General features: G+C 60.4%; 15 protein-coding genes. 7 read left to right on the top strand and 8 right to left on the bottom strand.

Annotated features, from left to right (window positions below):
• Positions 1 to 8 precede the first annotated feature (8 nt).
• Genes ACE3OA_RS17880 through ACE3OA_RS17870 form a run of 3 tightly spaced genes read left to right on the top strand, consistent with a single transcriptional unit; the run spans position 9 to position 4612 of the window.
• The gene (locus ACE3OA_RS17880; RefSeq protein ID WP_374313243.1) at positions 9 to 2921 is read left to right on the top strand and encodes a molybdopterin oxidoreductase family protein; all 2913 of its coding nucleotides are present in this window, start codon (positions 9 to 11) and stop codon (positions 2919 to 2921) included.
• Positions 2918 to 3670: a 4Fe-4S dicluster domain-containing protein gene (locus tag ACE3OA_RS17875; protein ID WP_374313241.1), complete on the top strand. Its 753-nt coding sequence runs from the start codon at positions 2918 to 2920 to the stop codon at positions 3668 to 3670. The genes ACE3OA_RS17880 and ACE3OA_RS17875 overlap by 4 nt, the downstream gene beginning before the upstream one ends.
• A 6-nt stretch (positions 3671 to 3676) precedes the next feature.
• A complete protein-coding gene (locus ACE3OA_RS17870) occupies positions 3677 to 4612 on the top strand; it encodes a dimethyl sulfoxide reductase anchor subunit family protein (protein ID WP_374313239.1) in 936 nt (311 codons plus the stop codon).
• A gap of 7 nt (positions 4613 to 4619) precedes the next feature.
• Here the strand turns inward: ACE3OA_RS17870 and ACE3OA_RS17865 are convergent, their stop codons facing one another.
• Entirely contained in the window at positions 4620 to 6002 is a 1383-nt protein-coding gene (locus ACE3OA_RS17865) for a PleD family two-component system response regulator (RefSeq protein ID WP_374313237.1), read from the bottom strand.
• Positions 6003 to 6019: 17 nt separating this feature from the next.
• Positions 6020 to 6427 carry a response regulator gene (locus ACE3OA_RS17860; RefSeq protein ID WP_320502777.1) on the bottom strand — a complete coding sequence of 136 codons (408 nt, stop codon included), beginning with the start codon at positions 6425 to 6427 and terminating at the stop codon, positions 6020 to 6022.
• 181 nt (positions 6428 to 6608) lie between these two features.
• On the opposite strand from ACE3OA_RS17860, the gene ACE3OA_RS17855 reads away from it, so the two are divergent.
• Positions 6609 to 7907 carry a DNA polymerase IV gene (locus ACE3OA_RS17855; RefSeq protein ID WP_374313234.1) on the top strand — a complete coding sequence of 433 codons (1299 nt, stop codon included), beginning with the start codon at positions 6609 to 6611 and terminating at the stop codon, positions 7905 to 7907.
• 3 nt (positions 7908 to 7910) lie between these two features.
• Here the strand turns inward: ACE3OA_RS17855 and ACE3OA_RS17850 are convergent, their stop codons facing one another.
• Positions 7911 to 8711 carry an EipB family protein gene (locus ACE3OA_RS17850; protein ID WP_374313232.1) on the bottom strand — a complete coding sequence of 267 codons (801 nt, stop codon included), beginning with the start codon at positions 8709 to 8711 and terminating at the stop codon, positions 7911 to 7913.
• 152 nt (positions 8712 to 8863) lie between these two features.
• Between ACE3OA_RS17850 and ACE3OA_RS17845 the strand changes: the two genes are divergently transcribed.
• A complete protein-coding gene (locus ACE3OA_RS17845) occupies positions 8864 to 9829 on the top strand; it encodes a 2-hydroxyacid dehydrogenase (RefSeq protein ID WP_374313230.1) in 966 nt (321 codons plus the stop codon).
• 50 nt (positions 9830 to 9879) lie between these two features.
• Here ACE3OA_RS17845 and ACE3OA_RS17840 read toward each other — a convergent pair whose 3' ends face one another.
• On the bottom strand, positions 9880 to 11385 hold the full coding sequence (locus ACE3OA_RS17840; protein ID WP_374313228.1) for a Ppx/GppA family phosphatase: 1506 nt from the start codon (positions 11383 to 11385) through the stop codon (positions 9880 to 9882).
• A 3-nt stretch (positions 11386 to 11388) separates the two neighbouring features.
• Complete coding sequence (locus ACE3OA_RS17835; protein WP_374313226.1) at positions 11389 to 13545, bottom strand: RNA degradosome polyphosphate kinase; 2157 nt, start codon at positions 13543 to 13545, stop codon at positions 11389 to 11391.
• Positions 13546 to 13663: 118 nt separating this feature from the next.
• Here ACE3OA_RS17835 and ACE3OA_RS17830 point away from each other — a divergent pair, with 118 nt between their 5' ends.
• Positions 13664 to 14230: a histidine phosphatase family protein gene (locus ACE3OA_RS17830; RefSeq protein ID WP_374313224.1), complete on the top strand. Its 567-nt coding sequence runs from the start codon at positions 13664 to 13666 to the stop codon at positions 14228 to 14230.
• On the opposite strand, the gene ACE3OA_RS17825 is transcribed toward ACE3OA_RS17830, so the two are convergent.
• Positions 14227 to 15792, bottom strand: coding sequence for a CHAD domain-containing protein (locus ACE3OA_RS17825; protein ID WP_374313222.1), 1566 nt, complete (start codon positions 15790 to 15792; stop codon positions 14227 to 14229). The two genes, ACE3OA_RS17830 and ACE3OA_RS17825, sit on opposite strands and share 4 nt — an antisense overlap.
• Positions 15793 to 15985: 193 nt before the next feature.
• On the opposite strand from ACE3OA_RS17825, the gene ACE3OA_RS17820 reads away from it, so the two are divergent.
• Positions 15986 to 16426, top strand: a complete 441-nt coding sequence (locus ACE3OA_RS17820; RefSeq protein ID WP_374313220.1) for a cytochrome c — start codon at positions 15986 to 15988, stop codon at positions 16424 to 16426.
• Positions 16427 to 16498: 72 nt separating this feature from the next.
• Here the strand turns inward: ACE3OA_RS17820 and ACE3OA_RS17815 are convergent, their stop codons facing one another.
• Positions 16499 to 17395, bottom strand: a complete 897-nt coding sequence (locus ACE3OA_RS17815; RefSeq protein WP_374313218.1) for a cytochrome c — start codon at positions 17393 to 17395, stop codon at positions 16499 to 16501.
• Between the two features lie 186 nt (positions 17396 to 17581).
• Positions 17582 to 18496, bottom strand: coding sequence for a LysR family transcriptional regulator (locus ACE3OA_RS17810; RefSeq protein ID WP_374313589.1), 915 nt, complete (start codon positions 18494 to 18496; stop codon positions 17582 to 17584).
• Positions 18497 to 18556: the final 60 nt, after the last annotated feature.

Below are 18556 nucleotides of genomic sequence, written 5' to 3'. Positions count from 1 at the left end.
CTCATCCCATGACCAAGCCGCGCTTTCTGGCGGAGAAGATCGCGACGCCTGCCGACCGGCCGGGCGAGCAGAAGATCGACTATTCGGTGCCTGCCGATGACGAGGTGAAAGCGACGACCTGCTACATGTGCGCCTGCCGCTGTGGCATCAAGGTGCATTTGAAGAACGGACAGATCCGCTATATCGAAGGCAACCGCGACCACCCGGTGAACAAGGGCGTCCTCTGCGCTAAGGGTTCCGCCGGAATCATGACTCAGTACTCCCCGGCCAGACTCACCAAGCCCTTGAAGCGAATTGGCGAACGTGGTGCCGGCGAGTTCGTCGAAATCGAGTGGGACGAGGCACTTGCAATCGCCACTGAACGGTTGGCGAAAATTCGATCCAGCGACCCAAAGCGTCTTGCCTTCTTTACCGGCCGTGACCAGAGCCAGGCCCTGACCGGTTGGTGGGCATCGAAGTTCGGTACGCCCAATTTCGCCGCTCATGGCGGGTTCTGCTCGGTCAACATGGCGGCTGCGGGCCTCTATTCCCTCGGCGGGGCCTTCTGGGAATTCGGTGAACCCGACTGGGAACGCACCAAATATTTCCTGATGTTCGGCGTCGCCGAGGATCACGACAGCAACCCGATCAAGATCGGCCTTGGCCAGCTGAAGAGCCGGCCCGCGGACAACCGTGCCAAGTTCGTCTCGGTAAACCCGATCCGTACCGGATATTCCGCGATTGCCGACGAATGGGTCGGAATCAAGCCAGGCACGGACGGTCTCTTCGTTCTGTCGCTGATCCATGAATTGCTGCGCAACGACAAGATCGATCTCGACTTCCTGGTCCGCTACACAAACGCACCATGGTTGGTCGTCAATGCGCCTGGCACTGAGGAGCACGGCCTGGTCTATCGCAACCAGGAAGGCGACCCACTCTGCCTCGACCGCAGCAGCGGCCATTTCGTCGATGCTCTGCGGGCTGGTGTACGGCCTCATCTGATCGGCCAGATCACCCTGCCGGACGGCCGACCGGCACGGACCGTTCTCGATCTCCTGGTCACACGCTATCTCGATGCGGCTTACGCGCCCGAGGCTGTTTCGCCCCAGATCGGCATTCCGGCAGACACGATCCGCCGGATCGCCGCCGAACTGGCGGACGTGGCCTTTGCCCAGACGATCGAGATCAAGACACCCTGGACCGATTGGGCCGGCCGGCGACATGACAGCATCATTGGGCGACCGATCTCAATGCATGCAATGCGTGGCGTGTCGGCGCATTCCAATGGATTTCAGACCTGCCGGGCTATCCATGTGCTGCAGATGCTGCTGGGCAGCATCGACTGCCCGGGCGGCTGGCGCTACAAGCCGCCCTTCCCGCGGGTTCCCGGTTCTGGCCCCACACCGTCGCCGATGGTCGGTCCCAACCAGCCCTTGGCCGGGATGCCGCTGGGCTTTCCCCAGGGGCCGAAGGATCTGCTGGTGGATGCGGTCGGCAATCCGTTGCGGATCGACAAGGCCTATTCGTGGGAGGCGCCACTGGCCCTCCACGGGCTGATGCATATGGTCATCCACAACGCCTGGAAGGGTGATCCATATCCAATCGACACCCTGTTCCTCTACATGGCCAACATGGCCTGGAACTCGTCAATGAACACGGCGGGGACCATGGACATGTTGAAGGACAAGGACCCGGAAACCGGCGAATATCGCATCCCCTATGTGATCTACAGCGATGCCTACTATTCCGAAACGGTAGCCTTTGCCGATCTCATCCTGCCCGACACGACCTATCTCGAACGGTGGGACTGCATCTCACTGCTCGACCGGCCGATCAGTCACGCCGATGCCGCCGGCGACGCCATCCGCCAGCCGGTACTGAAGCCGGACCGGGACGTGCGTCCCTTCCAGGATGTGCTGCTCGACATCGGCACGCGCTTGAAACTTCCCGGCATGGTCGCCGAGGACGGTACCGCGCTCTATCCCGGAGGCCTGCACGACTACATCTTGAAGCATGAGCGCAAGCCAGGCATCGGCATGTTGAGCGGCTTCCGCGGCGACGGATCGGACGAAGGGCGCGGCAAGCCGAATCCGGACCAGATCCAGCGCTATATCGCCAATGGCTGCTTCCACCAGATGGAAATTCCGGACGGCGCGCGCTTTTTCCGCTTCGGCAATCTCGACTATCTCAATTGGGCCACGGCGCGTGGGCTTATCGATAGCCCGGATCCGATGGTGCTGCAGCTCTATTCCGAACCGTTGCGCCGCTTCCAGCTCGCGGCCGAAGGGTTCGGACCGAAACAGCCACCGAATGAGGCGGATCGGGCCCGGTTGAAATCCTTCGCCGACCCGCTGCCTATCTGGTATCCGCCCTTTGGCGAGGCAGAGACGGCTGATGGGTTTCCATTGCATGCGCTCACGCAGCGGCCGATGCATATGTATCATTCCTGGGGCACCCATAATGTGTGGCTCCGGCAATTACAGGCCCGTAACCCGCTCTTCGTCCATCATCAGACAGCGACTGCGCTTGATCTTACCGATGGCGACTGGGTCTGGATCGAAAGCGCGCACGGCCGCGTGAAGGCTGAGGTCAAGTTGATGGACGGCGTTCACGCCGGCACGGTCTGGACCTGGAATGCCATTGGCAAGCGCAAGGGCGCCTGGAATTTGGCACCGCAGGCACCCGAAGCGAAGGCGGGATTCCTGCTCAACCACGTCATCAGCGAACTGCTGCCGCCGCGCGACGATGGCTATCGCTACACAAATTCTGACCCGGTAACAGGGCAAGCCGCGTGGTTCGACCTCAAGATCCGCTTGCGCAAATGCACAGCTGACGAGGCGGGCGCTACGGAACCTAGCTTTGCGTCGCAGCCGCGTCGCGGACAGGCGCCGAACGCCACGGTTCGGTATGGTGCCGATATGAAGAAGGGCGCCGCCGGATGACCTCCCTTCCAACCCAGCCAGCAGCCCGGCGCCTCGGCCTGGTCATCGATCTCGACATCTGCGTCGGCTGCCACGCCTGCGCTGTCAATTGCAAGGAATGGAATGCCGGCGGCCATATGGCCCCGCTCACCGATTTCGACGCCTTCGGCGAAAAGCCGAGCGGTGTCTGGTTCAACCGCATTCATACGTTTGAAGCCGGTGAAGGTGCCGAGGGGCGCACCGTTCACTTCCCCAAATCATGCCTGCATTGCGAGAAACCGGATTGTGTCACCGTCTGCCCGACCGGAGCGTCGTTCAAGCGGGCGGCGGACGGCATTGTCCTCGTCAATGAAGATATCTGCATCGGCTGCAAGCTTTGCTCCTGGGCCTGTCCGTACGGCGCCCGCGAGTTCGATGAAGATGTCGGTGTCATGAAGAAGTGCACTCTCTGCGTCGACCGCATCTATAATGAAACGCTGGACGTCGTCGAACGCGTACCCGCCTGCGTCTCGACCTGTCCGGTGGGCGCAAGGCATTTCGGTGACCTCGGCGATCCCAGCTCAAGTGTCTCTCAATTGGTCGCCGAGCGCGAGGGTTACGATCTGATGCCCGAGATGGACTATCGTCCAACCAACAAATATCTGCCTCCACGGCCGCGCCAGGATGGCTCGACCTGCGCCAACACAACGCCTGCCGTGACCAGGGCTGACTCTGTCGACCTCACCGCGCACCCCTTCCTGCGCTGGGTCGACCGGCTCCTGACCCGCTGAGGCACCATGTATCCCGCCTATTCCGTCATCTTCTTCACGACCGCATCCGGCGCAGGTTACGCGTTGATGGTGCTGATCAGCGCTTTTGGCCTGGTTGGCCTCCTGCCGGCAGAACGCTGGTTCGGGCTGACCGGTTTTCTGGTTGGCCTCATCGCCGTCACGGCGGGTCTGCTGTCCTCTACCTACCATCTGGGGAGGCCCGAGCGCGCTTGGCGCGCCTTTTCCCAATGGCGCTCGTCCTGGCTGTCCCGGGAGGGAGTGTTGGCAGTAGCGACCTTCGTGCCAGCCGGCGTCACGGCACTGGGCTGGGTCTTCTGGGAGCAGATCTGGGCGTTGCCTGCCCTGCTCCTGATCCTGTTGGCGGTGGCCACCATCTGCTGCACGGCGATGATCTATGCCAGTCTCAGGACCGTCCGTCGCTGGAGCAATGGCTGGACCGTTCCGGCTTATCTCAGCATGGGCTTTGCAACCGGCAGCTTGTGGCTGAGCCTGTTGGCATCGCTATTCGCCTTGTACGGCTTGAGCACCGGCATCCTCAGCCTGGCAACCGTGATTGCTGCGGCCTTCGTCAAGCAAGGATATTGGCGCTTCGTCGATACCGACATCGGTACGGCAACGTCCGGCACCGCGACGGGCCTCGGCCGATTTGGCAAGGTGCGCCTGTTCGCTGCCCCGCATACGGAAGAGAATTACCTGCTGAAGGAAATGGGGTTCAAGGTGGCGCGCAAGCATGCCCAGCAGTTGCGTCGCATCGTCTGGGGTAGCGCTTTCGCTACCCCCCTCGTCTGCACAATCCTTGCCTTGTTGCTGCCGGCGCTCAGCCTGCCATTGCTGGTCGTTGCCGTTCTCGCCAACGCAACGGGCACCCTAGCCGAACGCTGGCTGTTTTTTGCCGAAGCCCGTCATGTGGTGACGCTCTATTACGGCGCCGAAACCGCGTGACCGCGGATCAAATCAAGGCACTGGGATCAGCAATAACCTGGTTACGCCCGTTCTGTTTAGCGCGGTAAAGGGCGGCATCAGCGACCTTCAGCAACTCTTCGCCCGGTATGACCTTTGTCGTCGCCGCCAGGCCGATCGATACCGTAACGGTCAATTCGCTATTCGGCGCGCCATCCACCTTCATCGGTGTCTCCGCGACGCGCTTGCACAGGCGTTCGGCAACCTTCAGAGCCGCCTGGCCATCGGTGTCAGGCAGCAGGCATACGAACTCCTCGCCACCCGTACGCGCCACCATGTCGAAGTTACGCATTGCCGCCGTGGCGCGCTGGGCGAACTGCTTCAGCACTTCGTCGCCCGCGGCATGGCCATATGTATCATTGACGGTCTTGAAACGGTCGAGATCGCAGACCAGCACACTCAACGCCTTGCCACTCTCCTTGACCCGGTCCATGAGGCCATCGAGGTGGCGCATGGCATAGCGACGGTTATAGAGGCCGGTAAGGCTGTCGGTGAGCGCCAGCGACAGGCTGCGCTCATAATTCGCGCGCAGGCGGTCCTGATAGCGGCGCCGACGCACTTGAATGCGCACGCGCGCCAGCAGCTCATTGGGATCGATCGGCTTCATCAGATAGTCGCTGGCGCCGATATCGAGGCCCTTGATGAGCCTGGGCATATCAAATTCTTCAACGATCAGCAGAATTGGCACCTGCCGCGTCTCTTCCTGTGAACGCAGATGCGAGCACAGACGCAATCCATCCTCGCCACCAACCTGGATATTGGTGATGATGAGATCATAGCGCTTTTGCGCCGCCAATTCCTGCGCCCTGGCGAGATTGTCGGTCACCTCGACAGTATCGTCGTCCTTGGCCAGGACCTGAACCACACGCTGCGCCGCCGGAGCAAAGCTTTCGACCAGCAGGACCGAAGCGTTGCGGTCTTCATTCACTTCCGGTTCGTTGGTACCGAGGAGATCGAACTGGCCGGATGTCTGCTCGCGCATCCGCCATTCGTCCATGATCATCTTCAGGCGCACCAGCGAACGAACGCGGGCAAAGAGCGCAAGATCATTGACCGGCTTGGTCAGGAAATCGTCGGCGCCGGCCTCAAGGCCACGCACGCGGTCGCTGGGGTCGCTCAGCGCCGTCACCATCACCACGGGCAGGAAATGCGTTCGGGGGTTTGCGCGAATACGCGCGCAGACCTCGAAGCCATCCATTTCCGGCATCATCACGTCGAGCAGGACGATATCGGGGATTTGCTTGTCGATGAGTTCGAGGGCTTCCTTGCCGCTGGCCGCACTCACAACCTCGAAATACTCAGCAGCCAGCTTGGCTTCAAGCAAGCGGACGTTCGCCGGTATGTCATCGACGACCAGAATGCGAGCAGACATTTAATCAGCCTGCCGTGCTATTGCAGGAAACGGTCGACGGTCTCCAGGAACTGGACGACGGAAATAGGCTTGGCGATATACGCCTCGCAGCCACCTTCGCGGATCTTTTCTTCGTCGCCTTTCATGGCGAAGGCGGTGACCGCGATGATCGGGATCGCACGAAGATTGTCGTCTTCCTTGATCCATTTTGTGACTTCGAGGCCGGACACCTCCGGCAATTGGATGTCCATCAGGATCAAATCCGGCTTGTGCTGGCGCGCCAGTTTAAGTGCGTCCATCCCGTCCTTGGTCTGCAGGATGTTGTAACCCTGCGCCTGGATGAGATCGTGGAAAAGCTTCATGTTGAGTTCGTTATCTTCGACGATCAGAATCGTCTTGGACGCCGCTTTTTTACGCTTTTCTTCGGACGTTAGCTGGTCTGCCATATATCCTCCCACCGGCCCAGATACCGGCACCCCCACACACCGACTCCATAGGGTCGGCACAATCGTCACTCGACCCTATTCCCGCCGACTTTTCAATGCCATATTAGTAAATGTTCGACGAAAATTCCAAGGTGAATCCGAACGTCGTTAATATTTATGGCGACCAATTGGGAGCCTGACGGTGGCCGGCTTTTGTCGCGAATGTGAAGCTAATTTCTCCGATCCCCACATTTCTGATGGGGAAAGCGGCGGTAAACCGCCAGCGGCGCGCTGCCCTGCTTGCCGTTCGCCGCGCGTCCAGTTTCACCCTGAACTGGAAAGTCTGAGCATCGGCCATGTCGATTGTGACGCGTTCTATGCCGCCGTCGAGAAGCGGGACCGGCCGGAACTCTGCGACAAGCCCCTGATCATCGGCGGTGGGCACCGAGGGGTCGTCTCCACCGCCTGCTATATCGCCCGCTTGAATGGCGTCCGCTCCGCCATGCCAATGTTCACGGCCCGAAAGCTTTGCCCCGAGGCTATCGTACTGCCGCCTGATATGGCCAAATATCGACGGGTTGCCGAAGAAATTCGTAAATTGATGAATGCACTGTCACCCCTCGTCGAGCCGATTTCAATCGATGAGGCCTTTCTCGATCTCACCGGAACCGCGGCGCTTCACAAAATGAGTGCGGCGCAGTCCCTGAACCGGCTCGCCAAACGTGTCGAGACCGAGATTGGCGTCACCGTGTCGGTGGGTCTCAGCCACAACAAATTCCTGGCCAAGCTAGCCTCCGACCTCGACAAGCCGCGCGGCTTCTCCATCATCGGCAAGGCTGAGACCATGTCATTTCTGGCCAGCCGGTCCGTCGGCATGATCTGGGGCGTCGGCAAGGTCATGCGCGAGCAATTGGCCAAGGATGGCATCGTTACCATGGGCCAGGTCCAGCAAATGCCCCTGGATGACCTCTTCCGCCGCTACGGGCAGATGGGCGCGCATATCTGGCATCTGGCGCGGGGGCTCGACAGCCGGCGCGTCGAGCCCGACGGCGCCGCCAAGAGTATCTCCGCCGAGACCACCTTCGATGTAGACATTGCCGATGTCGACACTTTGGCAGGCGAGCTTTGGCCGCTTTGCGAAAAGGTCGCCCATCGGCTCAAGGCAGCAAATTTGGCTGGCCAGGTCGTTCATATCAAGTTGAAGACAGCCGGCTTCCGTCTTGTGACGCGCCAATCGCGCCTGCCCGCCCCGTCGCAGCTGGCAGAAACGCTCTATCGCGCAGGCCTTGCCCTGCTCCAGAAAGAAGCGACCGGCGATTGGTATCGACTTATCGGCATCGGTGTCGACTCCCTACACGGGGACGAGGATGCAGACCCAATCGACCTTGCAGATCCTGACGCAGACCGCCGCCGTCGGGTCGAGGCGGCTATGGACACTGTCCGCGCCAAACTCGGCAAGGACGCCATCGTCAAGGGCCGCAGCCTGAAGACCCTTAAATGAGGTCTAGCAGCTCTCCGGCTTCAGTGGCGTCAGTTCATCCATGATCGCGTGGACTTTCAGATCGCCCAAGGAGAAAGTCAGGCTACCGACTACCCCATTGCTATAGAGCCGCATGCCCTGCTCCGTGTCCGGGACACCTTCTGGTGAACCGCTCATGTAGAATGCCAGGGCGGCCGGAAATGAGCGCACGCCCTTGAGGTCTGGGAAGGATTTGCCTGGCGGTGTCCAATCCAGCGCGCCTGGCCCCAAAGCCGCTCCGACCTGGACCGCCTCATTGCCGATCGACCCATCGAAGAGGTTGGCCAGCACATAGGCTTCGCCCGCCGCATCGCCCTTGATCAGCGCCAAGGTGTGCTGCACCGGAAAGAGCGTCCCTGCCGGCAAGGTGAATTCGGCCTGCTGGGGCAGGTCGGCCACGACTTCAGCGGCACCGTCGGCCGTCTCGCGACGCGCTTCGCCGCGCCGGCGGGAGGTCTCATCCTTGTCCGACAATTCGCGGGTGAAATAGCGGTACCGCTTGCCGTCCTTCGATTCCCAGCTGACCTGGCTCCAGCCCAGCCGGTGAATCTCGCCGTCCTCCCCCGCCAAGGCGATCTCAGCCTTCAAATCCATGGCCCAGCCGTCGCAGACGTCCTTAATTTCAAAGGTCATCAAGCCGTTGCCGCCGGTGAGCGTTCCACTGGTACCCAAGTCGAGAGTATAGACGACGCGGTGGGGCAACAGGTCTGCCTGGGCCGGCCCGACAGCGAAGAAGGCGAAGCCCCCAAACAGGGCGGTGACCAGGAAATTGCGGTAGATCGACAAAAGCGACGCCCTTTCTTGTCGTTCACGAGGCAGTTGCAGCCGTTCCTGGCAAGTATGGCATGCAGCCACTTTGCATGATAGACGCCACCAACCGCCGTTTTACGAGCCCCGGGCCTACCGCCCGACGGCCGCCATGACCCTAGGGGAACCAGATGACTGCCCGGCCCAAACTGCTGATCACCCGCCGCCTGCCCGACGACGTCACCAAGCGTGTCTCGGCCAGCTACGAGGTGGAACTCAATGCCGACGACCATGTCATGTCCGCCGACGAATTGCTGACCCGGGCTCAGGGCAAGGATGCGCTGCTGGTCACCCCGGTCGACAAGATCAATCCGGACCTGGTCGAAAAACTCCCGGCTTCGGTCAAGATGATCGCGACCTTTTCGGTCGGATTTGAGCACATCAACGTCCCGGCACTCAAGGCGCGAGGCATCAAGGCGTCGAACACGCCGGACGTACTCACGGATGCCACCGCCGATATCGCCCTGCTCCTCCTCCTCGGCGCCGCCCGCCGCGCCTATGAAGGGGAACGCGCTGTCCGCGAAGGCACATGGAAGTCATGGTCAACCGTCTACATGCTGGGTGTTCATGCTACCGGGAAGCGCCTCGGCATCTTCGGCATGGGCCGTATCGGCCAGGCCGTCGCAAAGCGCGCCCGCGCCTTCGACATGACGATCCATTACTACAACCGCAGCCGCCTGGCGCCCGACCTGGAACAAGGCGCCATCTATCACAAGACCGCCGAGGACATGCTGCCGCATTGCGACTTTCTCTCGATCAACGCGCCGGGTGGCCCGGAGACGCAGCATTGGCTGAACGCCGATCGCATCGCCAAGATGCCAACCGGCGCAATCGTAGTGAACACCGCACGCGGCGGCTTGGTCGACGATACCGCGCTGATTGCTGCACTGAAATCCGGCAAGCTGTTTGCAGCCGGCCTCGACGTGTTCGAAAACGAACCGAACCTCAACCCGGCCTACCGCGAATTGTCGAACGTGTTCCTGCTGCCGCATCTAGGCAGTGCCACGATCGACACCCGCAATGCCATGGGCTTCAAGGCGCTCGACAATCTCGACGCCTTCTTCGCCGGACGGCCGCTGATCGATCCGATCGCCTAAACCAGACTCCCATGCCCGGATGAAATTCCGGGCATGGTGTGGTCCGGGTCTCAGACGATGGCCACCGGCAAGCCGAAGGCGCGGCCAACGGCGTCCAGTCGACGCTGAATGGCCTCCCCGAAAAGAGCGCCGCCGTCTTTCGGCAGATGCAATTCCAGGCGATCATTGCGCTTTTCGATCGATGTCAGGTTGAGCATATGCTCGGTCCCGGCGCTCAGGGCATATGCCAGGCGCAAAGCGGCGCCGGCACGGGCCGCGAAGGCCTTGTCGCTGTCTTCAAGAAGGCTGGTCAGGTTCTGGACATAGGGCGCGTCATGGCTGCCGCCATAGCGTGCCGAAATGATGAGCGCCAGAATGACACGCTCGGGATGCGTAATGCCCGCCACAGGCAGCCGCAATACGCGCAGGAACGCATGCTCGGCGCGATAGTCGGGATGTTCCCGCCAGGCAATATCCGACAGCAGACAGGCCGCTTCGCGCAGGCGCGCCCGCGCTTTCCCTTCCGACCGGAACAAGGGGGCCAGCCAGTCGTCCAACAAATCGCTGACCGAACCGAATCTGCCATCGGCGCCGCCCATTTCGGCACATCCAACCAAAAGCGGATCTCCCTGCTGGGCAGCCGCATCCAACGTGCTGAATAGGTAACCTTCACGCAATCCATAGGCCGAATAGAGGACGCATTCCGGCTTCACGGCCTTGATCAGGCGCTCAAGAACAAGCGCGCCATAGGGCAATGTCTCCAGGCGGCGGCGCGACATGCCGACGATATTGGCCAACGACTTCTTGCCAAGATGGGATAGCACACTGGCCAGCTCTTCGCTTTGCCGCCGCGTCATGCGGTATTCGTGGATCACATGGAGCGGATAATGGGCCTGCTCCATGTGAATACGCGCCAGGGAACGCCAGGTCCCGCCGACCGGATAAAGCGTCTTGCCCTTCACTTCGGAAAGCCAGGGCAATTTCTCCAGCTGTCGATCGATCAGGCGCTGCGCCTCGTCGATATTGCCGTTTGTCGCCTCGACCAGGCGCAGCGGCCCCAATGGCAAGGTGACATGTTCGCAGATCTCTCCGCCTTGCAGGCGCACGAGCTCGAGACTGCCGCCGCCAAGATCCCCCATCAGTCCGTCTGCTTCCGGAATGCCGGCCAGCACACCCATCGCCGAGAGCTTGGCCTCATCCTCGCCGCTGACGATTTGAACTTTACGCCCCGTCTGCTTCTCGATTTGCGCAGCGAAGGCCTTGCCATCCTTGGCATCGCGCACCGCAGCGGTTGCCAGTAATGCGATGCTGTCGACACCCATTGCCTCGGCCATATTGACAAAGCGGCGAATATTGACGATCGCCGCTTCGGTCCCATTCGGGTTGAGCAGGCCGTGACGCTCCAGTCCTTTGCCGAGCCCCGGCTGCGCCTTCTCGTTGAAGACGGGAACCGGACAGCGCGAACGCTTATCGAAAACCACCAGACGTAAGGAGTTGGAGCCGATGTCGATGACCGCCACGCGCCCGGACTTCGTGGCCCGGGCGGTCGCGGTGGCCTTGCGGAGAGATGCGGTCACGTATCAGGCTTTCGGCAAATCCAGTTTCGAAATTTTCTTCTGCTTCTTCAGTGCCGATCCGCGGCCGGAAAGGCTTGGATTGGTCATGAAATAGGTGTGGGCGCTGAAACCAACTACCCCCTCGGCCGGCGCCAAACGGTGATAGACACCGTCGGAATCCAACTCCCAGCTTTGCAGATTGTCCTTCAGATTCGCCATCATGATCTGATCGAGCACCTGTTGATGGACCGTCAGATTCTCAACCGGCACCATGATCTCCAGCCGCCGATCCATGTTGCGCGGCATCCAGTCCGCCGAGGAGATGAACACCTTGGCATGGCGCGACGGCAGAGGATGACCATTGCCGAAACAGATGATGCGCGAATGTTCGAGGAAACGGCCGATGATACTCTTGACCCGGATGTTCTCCGACAATCCTTTTACGCCAGGTCGCAGGCAGCAAACGCCGCGAATGATCAGCATGATCTTCACGCCAGCCTGGCTCGCACGGTAGAGCGCGTCGATGAGCCCGCTATCGACCAGAGAATTGAGTTTCACCCAGATGGCACCGGCCCGCCCGGCCTTCACATGCTCGATCTCATCATCGATCAGCCTTAAAATGGTCGTGCGCAGCGTCGTCGGCGCGAAAGCGACCTTCTCCGTGGATTCTGGCCGCGCGTAGCCGGTCATGTAGTTGAACAGGCGCGCCGCGTCGTGGCAAAGACCCGGCTCGCTGGTGAAGAAGCTGAGATCGGTATAGATCTTCGCCGTGATCGGATGGTAATTGCCGGTCCCGAAATGCACATAGGTCTTGAGGCTGCCGCCCTCGCGCCGCATGACCATCGACACTTTCGCATGGGTTTTTAGAGCGACAAAGCCGTAGACCACCTGTACGCCGGCACGCTCCAGATCGCGCGCCCAGCGGATGTTCGCGGCCTCATCGAAACGCGCTTTCAATTCGACCAGGGCCGTCACGGATTTACCCGCTTCCGCCGCCTCGATCAGCGCCTTGACGATGGGGCTGTCGTCGCTGGTACGATAGAGCGTCTGCTTGATGGCCACGACATTGGGATCGCGCGCCGCCTGCAGGATGAACTGCACAACGACGTCGAAGCTCTCGTAAGGGTGATGGACGACGATATCCTTGGTCCGAATGGCGGCGAAGCAATCCCCTCCCATCTCGCGAATACGCTCCGGGAAGCGCGGGCTGAAGGTCTGGAACTTGAGGTCCGGCCGGTCACTGATGATGAGCTGCGACATAGCCGCAAGTCCCAAAAGGCCGTCGAGCACGAACACTTCCTGGCGGTCGGCATCGAGTTCGTCGATGACGAAGGACAGCAGGTCTTCCGGCATTTCGGCATTGACTTTGAGGCGGATCACCATGCCGCGTCGCCGCCTTTTCAGCGCCACCTCATAGTGGCGCACAAGATCTTCGGCCTCTTCCAGCACCTCGATTTCACTGTCGCGAATAAGGCGGAAATTGCCTTTGCTGATGACCTCGAAGCCCGGGAAGAGCCGGTCGAGATAGAGCCCAACAACCGATTCAAGCGTGAGGAATCGGACGTTATACGGATCCCGCCCCGGCAACCGCACGAAGCGCGGCAGCAGACTTGGCAGCATGATGAGGGCCCGCATCGGCTTGCCGTCGCTGTGTTGGCGGAGTTCGAGGACAACCGAGAAACCGAGATTGGGAATGAAGGGGAACGGATGCGCTGGGTCGACCGCCATCGGCGTCAGCACGGGGAAGATCTGGTCCATGAAATGGTTGTCGAGCCATTCCATTTCCGCGCCCGTCACTTCGGATGGCTCGATCACAGCCAGACCATTCTCGCGCAATTCATCGCGCAGATTGCGCCAATGCACTTGCTGGGCGCGCATCAGCTCGCCAGAACGCTGGTTGATGGCCGCCAACTGCTGTGTGGGTGTCAGACCGTCCGCCGAAATGACGTTGACATGGGCACGTTCCTGACCGCGCAATCCCGCCACGCGAACCATGTAGAATTCATCAAGGTTGTTCGCCGAAATCGACAGGAAGCGAACTCGTTCCAGCAAGGGATGGGCTTTATTACCTGCCTCTTCAAGCACGCGCTCGTTGAAAGCCAGCCAGGAAAGTTCCCGGTTGATGAAGCGGTTCAGCGCGTCCGGCTGGTACTTGGGTTCAACCAATTGTGCGTCGTCCACGGGCAGCTTCCTGTACTTGTCCGATCCTGTTCCACACCGCCATTCCGCCTGCGACACCCAAAGGGCCGCTAGCGAAAGATGGCCACCTCGCATACAGTATAGAACACTCGTTTGGTGGTTGGTATTCCTTATAAATCAATTACTTCAATTTGATGACAGAATGAAGACACTGATCCTCATGCGTCACGCAAAATCGGCCTGGGAAGCCGGCGATGTGGCCGATCACGACCGCCCACTTTCAGACCGCGGGCGCACAGCAACTCCGGCCATGGGTCGCTGGCTGCGACAGCAAAAGCTGAAACCCGACCGGGTACTCTGTTCCACGGCCAAACGCGCTGGTGAGACGTTGGCCCTGCTGCGTCCATACCTGCCCGACGATGTGCCTGTCGAGATGACAGAACGCCTCTATATGGCGCTGCCGCGGGAAATGCTCGCCGTACTGGCCAAGGTCAAGGACAACGCGGTCGAAAGCTTGCTGATGATCGGCCACAATCCAGGCATCGGCAGCTTGGCGCACTGGTTGGCTGGCCAGGGCGACAAAAAGACTCTCGGCCGCATGCAGGAAAAGTTCCCGACCGGCGCAGTTGCAGTCATCGATTTTGACATCGCTTCGTGGCGCGAATTGGACGGCGAACAAGGTAATCTTCGCCTCTTCATGACACCCAAGGAGCAGGCAAAGGACTAGTCGTCGCCCCAGAACTTCTTCTGGGCGCGGAAGGCCTCCCAGGTCCCTCGGAAACCGGCCAGGTCCTGCGCAATGCGGCGCGATTGCCAGCCAAGCACGACACCTTGCAGCAAACTCGCGTCCTGTGGTGACAGATCCTTCAATCGACCGATCAGATCCACCAACAAATGCCGCCCGACAACAGCGTCATTGAGTGAGCCCAGGTGGTCTTGAATCGCGCCGAGATGCAGCAAGTATTTCTCGGAACGTTTGCTGCGATAGAGTGATGCGAAGGTCTGCGCGCCATAGCGCATCTTCTTTGCCAGCAGGCGCAGTCGGTGCAATTCGGCCTCCGAAAGCTCGGCATGTTCGCCGCCCAGGCGCACCAGGCGCCTATGCGTCCTGCCCAACCAGGCATTGGCGAATTCGCGCGCAGGCCGGGCGAGACCGGCCCTAGCCTCTTCCGTGCTGCCACACCAACCATCGGTGTGAAGCTGGCGATAGATCTGCAGCAGCATCACTGCATAGCGTGGATTGTCGAGGGCCAGATGCGCGTGCCGCCGCGCCTCGTTCCGCGCGTCTTCGGCAACGCTCAATAGCGCTGCCATCGATGCCTGCCCATGCAGGCGGGCGTGCATGGGTACCAGCGTATCGGCAATCAACACGTCGAGATCACGCGCCGGGCCGAATTGCCGCTGCAGCCAGCGCAGATCGATCGACATGACCGCATGGGCACCGTCGTCGATCAATTCGCGGAAGGCGCCGATGCCGGCACGAAAACGTCGGATGGCGACGCGGAATTGGTGAATCGCCTCATTGTCTTCGGATTGTTCAATGGCCGCCTCATTGGCGCGCAATTGCTCCAGGCAATTGCGCATCAGTGCGCCAAAGGCGTCACCGGCGCTGTCTTTACGACCGAGCACCATCGGCGCAGCGCGAACCGGGGCGGCCTTGCTACCCTCGACCAGCGCATAGCCGCGCGCTGCCTTGGTGACCAGTCCGAGACGTGACGGGATGTCCTCAGCCAATCGTTCAGCGCAGATAAAAAGATCGACCGGCTGCCCTGACTTTAATTCCAGTTCGATTTCGGCAATCGGCATTGACCCGGCACGGGACGTGATGTCTCCCTGATCCAGTGCCACCTCGATTTCACTTTCGCCCCGTTTGATCAGCCAGGCAGCGCGTTCGAAGCGGGTCGTAAAAACCGGCCTTGCCGTCTCAAGAATTTTTTCCTTTTGCAGCCACCGCCTCAACTTGGCATCTGAAATGGCGGCCAATTGCGGCCTGGCTCCATTTATTTCCGCCTCAAACTCCAAGAAGGATTGCAGCCCATCCACAGCTTCCGCCGGCGCTTTCAATGTCTGGATGCGCCGCGTACCCCGCCGCCTTATGCGCAAAGCCATGCCGTGGCGGCGCAACCAGCTGTCCGGCGTGTCGAAGTAGATTGTCTCAAGATTCTGGAGATGAGCTGCCTTATTGGCGCCGATCAACCGGCGCAACGTAGCCGGCCTCATCTTGGAACCGCTGTCGGGCAGCACCAACTTTAATTCGATTTCCCGGTTCTTCATGGTCCCCAACCGCATCCGGCGCGATCCTAATCAGCCCCGTCCGGGATAAGAAATGACGGTTTGATGACAATTTGATCATTTCAAGCCAAAAAAGTCTCCCTCATTCACAACTTCGTGAGGCCCCGCCATTCTGCTGCGCCAGCAGCGGCATTTCTGCATACTCGGGTTTCGGACCAGCCATCACTCTGAAATCGGAGGGAAAAGCCAAATGACGCGTGTGAAATTGCTGATCGGGGCGGCCGCCTTCGCGGTCGCTTTGGGGGGAATTGTCGCCCAGGTGACTGCGGAGATACCGCGTGAAGACGCGATGAAGGAAATGGGCAAGAACATGAAGGCGATCAAGGAGATCGTCACCGCCGGCGGACCGGCGGCTGATGTGGCCCCTCACGCTCAGAAGATTGCCGAGATTGCCGCCAAGATTCCCGACCTTTTCCCGCAAGGTTCGGACACGGCCGATGACGAGGCGAAGGCCGAAATCTGGCAGCATTGGGACGATTTCACCGCCAAGGCGAAGGCCCTGCAGGACGAAGCGACGATGCTCGCTTCGGCAGCTGGTGGTGGCGACATCGCGACGGTTGGTGCGCAGTTCGAGAAGGTCGGCGGCACCTGCGGTGCCTGCCACAAGGAATACCGGGAAAAATCGAACTAACCCCCCGATCCATCGACGATACGGAAACGGCAGCCCGGTCCACGAGCTGCCGTTTTCCATTCCGGATAGCGGCTATTTCAGGCTGCCGAGATATTCCGCGATGGCATGGATATCGGCGGCCGGCAGCTTCGAGACGTTCTGCTGCACTTCGGCCATGCCGCCTTTAACAAGGCCGTCATAGAATCCCTCCTCGCCCTCAGTGAGAGCGCTGGCGAGATCATCGACGTCCTTGTACTTCTTGCGCCCGATAAGATCCCGCAGGCTCGGCACCTGGCCGCGGCCTTCCGGATGCGGCCCGCCATCAAAGGCTTCGGCCTCCTTTATCATCATCAGCGCATTGCGCGGCGTATGGCATTCGGCACAGTGGCCGGCGCCGTTGACCAGATAGGCACCGCGGTTCCAACTCGGAGATTGGCTGGCATCCGCTTCGATGGGCGGCATCGTCGCCATCTTCTTCCACAATCCAATGCCGCGCCGGATGACCCAGGGGAACGGAATCTCGTCTTCCTTCCGCACCGAACTCACCGCCGGCAGCGTCATGAGATAGGCCCGAATATCGAGCACATCTTCGACCTTCATGCGGCCATAGGAGATGTAGGGAAAGCCTGGCACATAGTGCTGGCCGGTTGGCGAAACGCCATGCTGCACGGCGTCAACAAAATTGGCATCGGTCCATGCCCCGATGCCGGTCGCCTGATCCGGCGTGATGTTGGGCGGATAGAGCGTGCCGATCGGCGTCACCAATGGCGCGCCGCCCGACGGCAGGGACATATCCGCCCCGCTATCCTTGGCCGGGTGATGGCAGGAGATGCACCCGCCGATATGGTATAGCAACTCGCCATTTGCGAGATCGGCCGTATGGACCGGCAGGCTGGCGCCATCGACATGCTGCGCCGAGGACGCCCACAAAAGTCCCCCCGCGACAACGGCACCAATAAAGACGGTCGCACCAACAAAACGCTTTTTCATCACGATCCTATCGGCAGAGCCGGCCTGTTTGAAGATTCGCAGTTTCCCGCCAATCCGTCCAGCGCGGCATGTCCTGTTGGTTGAGCGGAAATTCCGATTTATTGAGCAGCAGACATTGGCGATTTCTTATCAACCGCAGCTGTCATCTATCTGTCATTGTATCAGGATCCGGCACGGCCTCCTTTCCTAGATCTCCGCAGCGGCCCATGGCTCGCGCGCCGCAAAATGCTCCGCCATCAGATCGACAAAGACGCGGACCTTGGGCGAGAGGTGCCGGTTCTGCGGATAGACGACATGCAGCGAAACGGCGTCCGTTGGAAAGTCCTTAAGCAATCGCCGCACCTTGCCCTTAGCCAACGGTTCCTCAATCGAAAAAATCGGCAGCAGAGCTATGCCATGGCCGGCGAGCAGCGGCTCCATCAGCAGCATGCCATGATTGCTTTGGATCGATCCGGACACGCGCACGGTCTTGCGCCCCTGCGATGTGCGGAAGGCCCAATCGTTGGGCGCCGGAGATTGCGTGTAGATCAGGCAATTATGGTCCTTGAGATCTTCCGGGCGCTTGGGCTCGCCGAATTTCTTCAAGTATCTCGGTGCCGCACAGACATAGCGCGGAATGGTGCACAGCCGCCGCGCGATCAGGCTGGAATCCGGCAGTTCCGTACGGATGCGGATCGCCGCATCAAAGCCTTCTTCAATAAGATCGACGAAGCGATCGCTGGCTTCGATGCTGAGCCGCAATTTCGGATAACGCGATGCCAGATCGTTTATTGTTGCCGCCAACTGCGGCACACCGATGGCATTGGGGACACTGAGCCGCAGCGAGCCCGTTGGTTCAGCTTGCAGGTGACGCACCTCGGCTTCAGCCGCCTCGAATTCATCCAGCAGCCGGATGGCGCGCTCGAAATAGGCGTGGCCGACCTCGGTGACGGATAGCCGGCGGGTCGTACGGTGAATGAGTGTCGCCCCCAGATGTGCCTCGAGTTCACCGATCTGCTTTGAAACTGCTGCCTTGCTCAGATTGAGACCGCGCGCCGCCGCCGTGAACGACCCCAGTTCCACCACGCGCCTGAATGTGCGCATCGCCGTCAGTTGATCCATGCCGCTCACCGATTGTCATCCAATAGTGAACGATCTTATCACAAGCGGCCTCATTGTCTC

The sequence above is a fragment of the Dongia sp. genome, from assembly GCF_041906375.1.
Taxonomy (GTDB): domain Bacteria; phylum Pseudomonadota; class Alphaproteobacteria; order Dongiales; family Dongiaceae; genus Dongia.
The sequence above is the reverse complement of the archived record's forward strand: the minus strand, read 5'-3'. Positions and strand labels throughout refer to the sequence as shown.